The organism is Cecembia lonarensis LW9 (assembly GCF_000298295.1).
Lineage (GTDB): Bacteria > Bacteroidota > Bacteroidia > Cytophagales > Cyclobacteriaceae > Cecembia > Cecembia lonarensis.
This window is the reverse complement of the sequence record NZ_AMGM01000129.1, coordinates 1-8,431: the sequence shown is the minus strand read 5'-3', so window position 1 is coordinate 8,431 and position 8,431 is coordinate 1. Positions and strand designations below refer to the sequence as shown.

Sequence of the window (8,431 nt, the reverse complement as noted above, 5' to 3'; positions counted from 1 at the left end):
CCCGGGCTGTGGTTTGGGAAGGGCGATGAGTTTGCTTAGCAAAGGGGATCTTAAGGCATCTTGGTCCATGCATCCTTTGGCCATGTTTGCTTTCGCAGTGATTGTTTTCAGAATCATTCAACTTATTAGAAACATCAAAACAACTAAAAATTATGGCTAATGTATTGAGACATCTTCCAGAACTGGAAGGTATGGAATTGGGTTACATCCAAGGCATTTTGAAAAATATGGATGATGAGCAGGCAGGGCTATTCGCGCAGGTTTACCGTGCCAGAAGAAAAGACAATCAGATGATTTTGATTCTTTGCTTGCTTGGTTTCTTCGGATTTGCGGGACTGCACCGTTTTATCCTTGGACAGATAGGACTGGGTATTCTATATATCCTGACATTGGGACTTTGTTTTATCGGTACGATTGTGGATTTGGTCAACTACAAGAGTTTGGCCTATGAGTACAACATCAAAGTGGCACATGAGACTTTGTCCATGATGTCCAATGGTGGCGGATCTTCTACTCCAACTGTAAGCAGTCATGAATAAACACGGGATGAAAATGGGATTGGCCTTGGTTTTGGGTTTGCTGTTGAGTGCCTGTGCAGTAGCTGAGAAAACCTATACCAAGTCTTATGAGCAGCAGTTTTTGGGTATTAAAGAGATTGAAGTTGATGGCAGGTTTTTGGAAGTATCTTATGAGGGAAGGGAAGGGGATCAGGAGGTATTTATGAATGCCTTCTTGGAAGCTCCTGAAAGCAGTGGTTTTGATATCAAATTCCGTAAATCCGGTTCCAAGCTAAAAATAGAAGTAATCGGTGAGTCCTCCAGCACAGGATTTAACTTTGGTCGTAACCGCCAAGGGTTCATCAGTCTTACCGGTCCTGAAGAAATCAAGCTGGTCCTTAGTAACTCTTCAGGTTCTTTGGAGGTGATGAATGTGAGGCATGATGTGATTGATCTCAATGTGAGTTCCGGCAGTATCAAGGCTTCGGAATTGGAAGTGGGTGATATCAATATCCGGTCCTCATCCGGTAGTATACAAGGTGAGGGACTTTATGGTAAGGTCAACTCTCAGGTAAGTTCGGGTAGCTTGACCTTACGAGATGTTGTAGGGGACATTGAGGCCAAAGGTTCCTCGGGTAGCATGCGTTTTGAAAAGGTGGAAGGCAGGGTGGATGCCAAAGTCAGTTCTGGTTCCATCAAACTGCGAGAAGTCGTACATTTGGGTGATTTAAGCACAAGTTCTGGAAGTATCAGGGCAGAAGGCTCAGGTTTGGGAGAAGGTACGCAGCTGAATGCCAGTTCGGGCAGTATCCGCATTCAGACTTTTTCGGATTTGGATGATTTCAACTTTGACCTGAGTACGGGAAGTGGTTCTGTCAGGGTAGGAGAAAAGGCTTCCGGTAAGCAGGTTAAAATTGATAATGCGGCTGCACATACCATCAGAGGTAGTTCGCGCAGCGGAAGCATCAGAATTGCGAATTAGGTCAAGAATTAGAGCCAAGTTAAAAGACAGAAGGAAAAAGTGGGGGAGGTATTTGGTTCAATGATTTAGGCTTTAAAACTGAGGGTGTTAAAGCTTAAAAAATCCGGGGTGAGAACTCTGGATTTTTTGTTGTTTTGATGCGGTATTTTTATTGCCTGAAAAAAAAATGAAAAAAATTTAAATTTTTTTTCAAGGCTGATTTCAGGGTAAAATGCATATTCTTTTTAGTGACCTACAATTAAAGGTTTGTATAGTTCAGGCTGTTTGAAATAGTGCCTTTTTACATGTTTTGGATTGGTTTTCAGGTGTTTGTAATTTAATTTTTTTGTTTCATCTTAGCAGAGAAATTAGTGTTTTAGCAGTAAAAAAGACATCAATTTTATTTTGTTTCACTTTTAATTTAAGTTTAATCAACCAGTATAATTATGAAAAATAAGACCAAATTGATTCTGGCCAATGTTATTGCATTTTTGGCTGTGGTTACGGTTTTGAGTGTTTCCAATCTACTTGGTGTACAAGTAGAGGCAAGTGGATCTATAATTCCAAAGGTTCTCTTGTTTGTATTGCCTCAGATCGGATTTATTTACTTTTATCTGAAATCCTCAGAGGAGGAGAGTAAGAAAGCTATGGCCTGATTCAATTCCTCTTTTGGAGGGAGATTTTTTAAGAAAAGGTTAAGATTTTTTTTAGGAAGTGTTTCTAATGTGACTTTTTAATGATCGAATAAATGTGTTTAGGTCTAAAAATGTCCGATGGTCTCGGGCCATTGGGCATTTTTGGTTGACTTAGGTTTGGGTAAAAAAAAATCCACGGTGTAAGCCGTGGATTTTTCTTAATGTATCAATGTGCTTTAAAAGATCCTGCTTGAGATGTCCAATAGCAGGCCATTGGGATCTTCGATGAGCATTCTGCGCTGCCCGAGGAATTCATCTTCCGGTTTCAGAATAATGCGGACGTTGTTGTTCAGCGCTCTTTCATACACCTCATCCAGGTCGTTGACCACGAAAGCCAGGTTGACCCCATTGGGATGTTGTATATAATTTTGGGGAATCAGATCGGTGTCCTTAGGGATAAGTCCGATTTCCATTTGCTGATCGGATGATTTAAGGTTGATGTACCAATTGCTTTCAAAGTCAGCTCTGAAGTCCAGGATGTCTTCATAAAAGTGTTTACTTTCCTGGAGTTTGTCTGTAAAAAGATTGGTAATCAGTCTTGTGGTAATAATTTTGCTTGGTTTGGTTTTCACTGAGGGCATATCATACGGGGGTTTGAAAACATATGTTTGTAAAACGCTATAAAGATAGTGTTTTATTGCGTGGTATATAAAATAAATGTAGTAATATTTTTGAATAATACAATTAGATTCAAAAAATTAATGTTGAAATACAATTATATTCAGATTAAAGTTTAATTTATTTTTTTTGTTAACTTTTAAAATTGAAGCTGCACTTATTGAGAATTAAACCAGACCTTCCTTAGGAAGGCAGGGATAAATGATGATGAACACACTTGCTAGACGCAGGCTGAAATAACAGCGTCGTTTTTTGGAAAATAACAGTATGGGTAAGAAAAATTTAATTTTGTTGCCACATAGCCACAATAGTTCACATAGTAAACATTTGCAGGTACCAAACTATGTTTTCTCTGTTGCTATCCCGTAGAAACGGGACAAGTTGAGGTAAAAAAAGCTTCTTGAAATGTGTAGTTTCATGAAGTGATAGGTAGGATTTTGAATCCGCTTTTTTCGGGCTGAAGACTGTAGTTAAGGGGGTCCAAGTCTGAAGACTTGAACCAACTTGAGGTTTTGATGTGCTTTGCAAGTTCCAAGGAAAACAATTACTTTTAGATAAGTCATTGAAATCGTATGAATTGCCTTTCCCTAAGAACCTATCTTTCCTTATTGTCTATTTTATTTTTGATATTCTCACTTCAGGTAAACGCACAGGAAAGTTTACAGGTAGTAAATGGTGAGCGGATTACCTTCAAAAAACATGTACTGACTAATGAGTTTCTGGCGGAAGGAGTGGCCATAGGAGATGTCAACAATGATGGACTGATGGATGTGATGGCCGGCGCTTATTGGTTTGAAGCCCCCCATTGGACCAGGCATGAAATGACCAAACCGGTCAAATACGAATATGACAAAGGGTACAGCAATGCTTTTGTCTGTCATGCCATGGATGTCAATCGGGATGGTTGGATCGATTTTGTGCGCATCGGTTTCCCGGGTAGGGAAGTGATGTGGTATGAAAACCCCAAAAATCAGGGCGGCTATTGGAAGGCCCATGCTATTTTCCCCACCTTGGGCAATGAGTCTGCGGGCTTTTATGACATAGATGGAGATGGCTTTTTGGAGATTGTCGGAAGTAATGCCGCCACAGGGGAAATGATTTGGTTAAAGGCACCTTCAAGCCCCGATGGGAAGGCATGGACTGTTTTTCCCATCAGTAGAAATGAAAGTCCTGGGACGGCCCCTTTTTCCCATGGTCTTGGCGTAGGGGATATGAACGGGAACGGAAGGATGGATGTGATTATCAGAGAAGGCTGGTGGGAGGCTCCGGAGGATCCGACCCAAAGCTCTTGGATCTTTCATGCTGCTGACTTGGGAGAAGCCAGTGCCCAGATGTTTGCCTATGATTTTAACGGTGATGGTCTGATGGATGTATTGTCCTCTTCTGCCCACGATCAGGGCATTTGGTGGCATGAGCAAATTAAGGGAGCTGATGGTCGTGTTTCCTGGAAAACCCATGTGATTGACAGCAGCTACACCCAGACCCATGCCTTGTCTTTGGTGGATATCAATTCCAATGGATTGCCTGATTTTGTGACGGGCAAGCGCTTTTTCGCCCATTTAGGGACTGACCCGGGGGAGTTTGATCCGCCTTACCTGTATTGGTATGAGTTTGTGCCTGGGCCCGAACCCCGATGGATACCGCATCGGATTGATGATGATTCCGGTGTAGGAGTGCATGTGGTTACCGAAGACATTACCGGGGATGGCTTGGTGGATATTATTGTAGGCAATAAGAAGGGGGTTTTTGTTTTTGAGCAGAAAAGGGCCGGGAGTCACGAAAATATCCCTTTGACTGATTGAAGTGAGAGATCCAGTTGGAGTTGTGAATAAGAACCAAGAGCCAAGGCAAAAGGAAAAAGTGGCGTTTGATTAATGTTTAAGAGTTTACAGCTTAAAAGTCCAAGAAGATGGGAAAAGGCTTCTTGAAATGTGTAGTTTCATGAAGCGATAGGGCAGATTTTTAACCCGCAAATGACTGTCCACTCCTGCCTGCTGCAGGCAGGAATTACACGGATTTTCACAAATTCTTCTGGTTTGATGCTTGTGAAGGATCTCAAATGGGTAAATCAGATCAATAACGACATCATGGAAAACTGGATTAGCGCAGGCTTGCGGATTTCCACTAATATTCTTGTCCGTATAATGTGCAAGAATGGCTGCGTACGCTAACTTTATTCCTTTTCCCTTGCGTTCATGGCGGTTTTATTTTTAAAAGGGTGGGGGAATTTGTACCTTGTTTCATTATTTTATTCAAACTGATGGCTATATGAAAAAGACTTTACTATTGCTCATTTTTCTGGTTCAAATACCTTTTATCCTCCAAGCGCAAAAGGAGGTCAGCATCTTTCCCAAAACCTATTGGAGCTCGGGAGGGGAATGGATATTTTCAGGTGGAACTGTGCAGGATTACAACAATGTTTTGCGATGGGCCCCTGTGTTCAACTTTCAAAACTTCCTGAATTTTGATCAAAGCCCCAATTTCGGTTGGTTTACCGGGGCTAACCTGAGAAACGTGGGATTTATATTTGATGAATCCCCATCGGTGAGAAAGAAGGTAAGGACTTATAATGTAGGCGTGCCCTTGGGTATAAAGTTTGGGAATCTCAACAGTCAGTTTTTCTTTGCCGGCTATGAACTAGAGTGGGCAGTGAATTACAGGGAGCGGACCTTTGTGGATGAGCGCAGGGTGGAGCGCTTCAATGTCTGGTTCAGTGACCGGGTCAACCGGTGGCAGAGTTCCTTTTTTGCCGGAATGAATCTTCCAGGAGGTGGCAATATCAAGATCAAATATTACCCAACAGAATTCTTCAACCGCTCCTTTACAGCTACCGATGGGGATACTGGAGCGCTGATCAGGCCTTATGAGAATTTCAGGGCCAATGTGTTTTATGTTTCTTTGAGTTTTGATCTGTTTAGGGAGGGGAAGATTGCGGTAGGGGATAATTGAGTGAGGAGTATTGTTTAATGGATTAAAGCTTAAGGGTTTAAAGGTTAATTGCTTAAGGTTTAAGGGTTTAAGGTTTAATGGACTAAGTGACGGAGAGATATAGGGATGAAGGGACTTAGTGAGAGGCTAGGATATGGGAGGACGTTGCGCTAAGAAATGATCCCTTTGGTCCCGATAACTATCGGGATTTAGCAACGGGCCAGGGTGCAGGGTGGGAAATGTAGAATGAAGAGTTAAGAATGAAGAATGGTTTGGAGCTTTGAGGGTTGACGGGATCGGTACTTGAGGAGAATGATTTTTTTGGATTACACCCACTTGCCTGCGGAAGGCAGGGCTACATAGAGTAATCACTGAGATACACTTAGTTAGAATCAAGGAAAAAGGGAAAAGTCGGATTTCGGAAGGCTGATTTCGAAAGTATTGAACCATTAAGGAGTTGAGGTTTTTAAGGATTTCATTAAGGGGTGAAATTAGAAACTAGAGACAAGAGGACGGAACGTCAAGAAATGATCCCTTTGGATCATTTTAGTGACGGGCCAGGGTGCAGGGTGGGATAAAAAGTAGAGTTCAATTTACACAAGGGCTGCTAGTGTCAAAGTCCTCAACTTGTCATTTCCCTGCCCGAACCGTTCAGGCGGGCCTGTCCGTTCGGTCAGGCAGGGACGAAGGAGAAATCTAAAAAATGATGGACTTGCTGTGCTTCTTGGAATTTGCAATTTCGTGAAGCGATAGGGCGGAATTCCAATCCGCAGATGTTGATTTTAGTCACAGATAAACACTGATTAAAGGGTATTGACTATTTCTTTTTTAGAGGAGTTCTTCTTCTTTTTTGTTTATTACCTGCTTGATCGAGAAAATCCCAGAGGGATTTAATCCCTTTAAGGGTATTTGCCCCGGATGAAATCCGGTGGTCAGGTGTAATTATAGCCATGGGTAATCCCAACCCTGAAAGGATTGAATTCAAAAGCGAAGATTAGTAAAAAACCGCCATGAGCGCTAAGGTTTCGCTATGAAATTAGGGGAGGACTCTGCATCAACCCTTGGCTTCAGAGCCCACCTTTGCGATTTATTCTTTGCGTCCATGGCGGTTAAGAATCATTACTTTTGCGGTTTATTTCTTTAGAATTTCCGGTACTTGCCGCCCAGAAACTTATTGGCTTTTTTCTCAGCAAAACGGGCTTTTTTGCTGTCCCAATGCAGAGTTTCATTGGGGAATCTACCCGCAATTACCCCCAATAGGATGGTTTCCGTAAGTCTGGCCGAGTATTCAAAAGGTGCCGTGCATTCCCCTTTGCCCAAACAGGCATCCACAAACTGATGGTAATGCTTTTTGCTTTCTCCGGCATAATCCTTCACAGGTTCACCCAGATTGAAAGGCTTCACATCAAATTCCTTGTATTGCCCATCCACAATCCAACGGGGAAGTTCCATAAAGTGCGGCAAAAGCAGCCTGCCTTTTTCTCCCATGAACATGGCGCCCTGTTCCGGTAATTTGTCCCCATTGGGAAGTTTAAGGTCTTCGTGGTCTGCCGGTGCACCGGGGCCATCGTACCATACCCATTTGAGTGTCTCTGCGGTGTAGGGTGTTGAAGGGAATTCATAGGTTACGGTATTGTTTTCAGGAAACCCAAATCCAGTTGGCTTCCTGCATTCAGTTCGTATGGTACGGGGTACATCCAGTTGGAGGGCATTGTAAGGGGTATCAAAAATATGTACGCCCATATCGCCCAGGGTACCGCAACCGAAATCCATCACTTTTCTCCAATTGCCCGGATGGTAATAACCTTCCTTGTAAGCCCGCTTGGGTGCTGTACCTAGCCAGAGGTTCCAGTCCAGGTTTTCCGGTATGGGATCGCTTCCGGTAGGTTCGGGACCATCATAGCCCCAGTTTTTAGGAGACCATGCCCTTACGGTATGCACTTTTCCGATGATACCCGATTGAATCAGCAGGGTGGCCAGTTGGTAGTCGTAGAAAGAATGTACCTGAATCCCCATTTGGGTGATCAGGTTTTTATCTTCGGCCATTTTTTTCATGGCCCTGGCCTCAGACACATGGTGGGTTAGCGGTTTTTGGCAATAGATGGCCTTGTTCATTTCCATGGCCATTAAGGATGCCGGGGCATGGGTATGGTCAGGAGTGGAGACGACTGCGGCGTCAAACTCGTTTTCCATGTCCTTCAGCATTACCCGGTAGTCGGGATAGGTCTTGGCATTAGGATACAGGGCCTTGGCTCGCTGCAGCATCTTGCTGTCCACATCGCACAAGCCCACCACTTCCACCTCTGGGTGTGAAGCAATGGCGGCCAGGTCTTCCATGCCCATGGGGCCCAAACCAATATGCACTGTTCTCAATTTACCTGCGGCTTTGGCCTGTGCCAATATGTGGGGAGCCAATGCCAAACCAGCAGCTCCTAAAGCAGACTTTACCAAAAAGTCCCTGCGGTTGATCACTTGAAAATTTTTATTCATTGGGATATTATTAATTGTTTGTTGCCTATAATTCTTTGATTCGGATATTGCGGAAGTGGACCACGTCTCCATGTCCCAAAAAGCCAATATGGCCTTTGCTTCGCTGTAGACCGGGATGTTCTTTTTGGTCCAGGGTGCCGTTTTTGCTGGCTTCCAGGTAATCCCCTTCCAATATGGTGGTTCCGTTGAGGATCACCTTGATGTAGGGATGCTGGACAATGACTTCTTGTTGGTTCCATTCT

9 protein-coding genes are annotated in these 8,431 nt (G+C 43.4%); 6 read left to right on the top strand and 3 right to left on the bottom strand.

Going from position 1 to position 8,431, the window contains the following annotated elements:
• The first annotated feature begins 13 nt into the window (after positions 1-13).
• The 4 genes from B879_RS23455 to B879_RS19670 all read left to right on the top strand — a co-directional run bounded on the left by B879_RS23455 (position 14) and on the right by B879_RS19670 (position 2,114).
• Positions 14-160 (top strand): DUF2752 domain-containing protein, encoded by a 147-nt coding sequence (locus tag B879_RS23455; RefSeq protein WP_262481916.1) that lies wholly within the window; start codon positions 14-16, stop codon positions 158-160.
• Positions 153-539: a TM2 domain-containing protein gene (locus tag B879_RS19680; protein WP_009186982.1), complete on the top strand. Its 387-nt coding sequence runs from the start codon at positions 153-155 to the stop codon at positions 537-539. Before B879_RS23455 ends, B879_RS19680 begins: the two co-directional genes overlap by 8 nt.
• A complete protein-coding gene (locus B879_RS19675; protein WP_157231737.1) occupies positions 532-1,479 on the top strand; it encodes a DUF4097 family beta strand repeat-containing protein in 948 nt (315 codons plus the stop codon). Before B879_RS19680 ends, B879_RS19675 begins: the two co-directional genes overlap by 8 nt.
• Before the next feature lie 425 nt (positions 1,480-1,904).
• Entirely contained in the window at positions 1,905-2,114 is a 210-nt protein-coding gene (locus tag B879_RS19670; protein WP_009186980.1) for a hypothetical protein, read from the top strand.
• A gap of 215 nt (positions 2,115-2,329) precedes the next feature.
• Here B879_RS19670 and B879_RS19665 read toward each other — a convergent pair whose 3' ends face one another.
• Positions 2,330-2,734, bottom strand: coding sequence for a VOC family protein (locus tag B879_RS19665; RefSeq protein ID WP_009186979.1), 405 nt, complete (start codon positions 2,732-2,734; stop codon positions 2,330-2,332).
• A gap of 609 nt (positions 2,735-3,343) precedes the next feature.
• Between B879_RS19665 and B879_RS19660 the strand changes: the two genes are divergently transcribed.
• Positions 3,344-4,573: an FG-GAP repeat domain-containing protein gene (locus B879_RS19660; RefSeq protein ID WP_009186978.1), complete on the top strand. Its 1,230-nt coding sequence runs from the start codon at positions 3,344-3,346 to the stop codon at positions 4,571-4,573.
• 466 nt (positions 4,574-5,039) lie between these two features.
• Positions 5,040-5,720 carry a hypothetical protein gene (locus B879_RS19655; RefSeq protein WP_009186977.1) on the top strand — a complete coding sequence of 227 codons (681 nt, stop codon included), beginning with the start codon at positions 5,040-5,042 and terminating at the stop codon, positions 5,718-5,720.
• A 1,119-nt stretch (positions 5,721-6,839) separates the two neighbouring features.
• Here the strand turns inward: B879_RS19655 and B879_RS19650 are convergent.
• Positions 6,840-8,189, bottom strand: a complete 1,350-nt coding sequence (locus tag B879_RS19650) for a Gfo/Idh/MocA family protein (protein WP_009186976.1) — start codon at positions 8,187-8,189, stop codon at positions 6,840-6,842.
• Between the two features lie 25 nt (positions 8,190-8,214).
• Positions 8,215-8,431: 3-keto-disaccharide hydrolase (locus tag B879_RS19645; RefSeq protein WP_040401335.1), on the bottom strand; the 217-nt coding region annotated here is incomplete at its 5' end.

Excerpts from the sequence above, each read along its gene's own strand:
- B879_RS19680 (WP_009186982.1), top strand. The coding sequence starts at position 153 with ATGGCTAATGTATTGAGACATCTTCCAGAACTGGAAGGTATGGAATTG.
- B879_RS19675 (WP_157231737.1), top strand. The coding sequence starts at position 532 with ATGAATAAACACGGGATGAAAATGGGATTGGCCTTGGTTTTGGGTTTG.
- B879_RS19670 (WP_009186980.1), top strand. The coding sequence starts at position 1,905 with ATGAAAAATAAGACCAAATTGATTCTGGCCAATGTTATTGCATTTTTG.
- B879_RS19665 (WP_009186979.1), bottom strand. The coding sequence starts at position 2,734 with ATGCCCTCAGTGAAAACCAAACCAAGCAAAATTATTACCACAAGACTG.
- B879_RS19660 (WP_009186978.1), top strand. The coding sequence starts at position 3,344 with ATGAATTGCCTTTCCCTAAGAACCTATCTTTCCTTATTGTCTATTTTA.
- B879_RS19655 (WP_009186977.1), top strand. The coding sequence starts at position 5,040 with ATGAAAAAGACTTTACTATTGCTCATTTTTCTGGTTCAAATACCTTTT.
- B879_RS19650 (WP_009186976.1), bottom strand. The coding sequence starts at position 8,189 with ATGAATAAAAATTTTCAAGTGATCAACCGCAGGGACTTTTTGGTAAAG.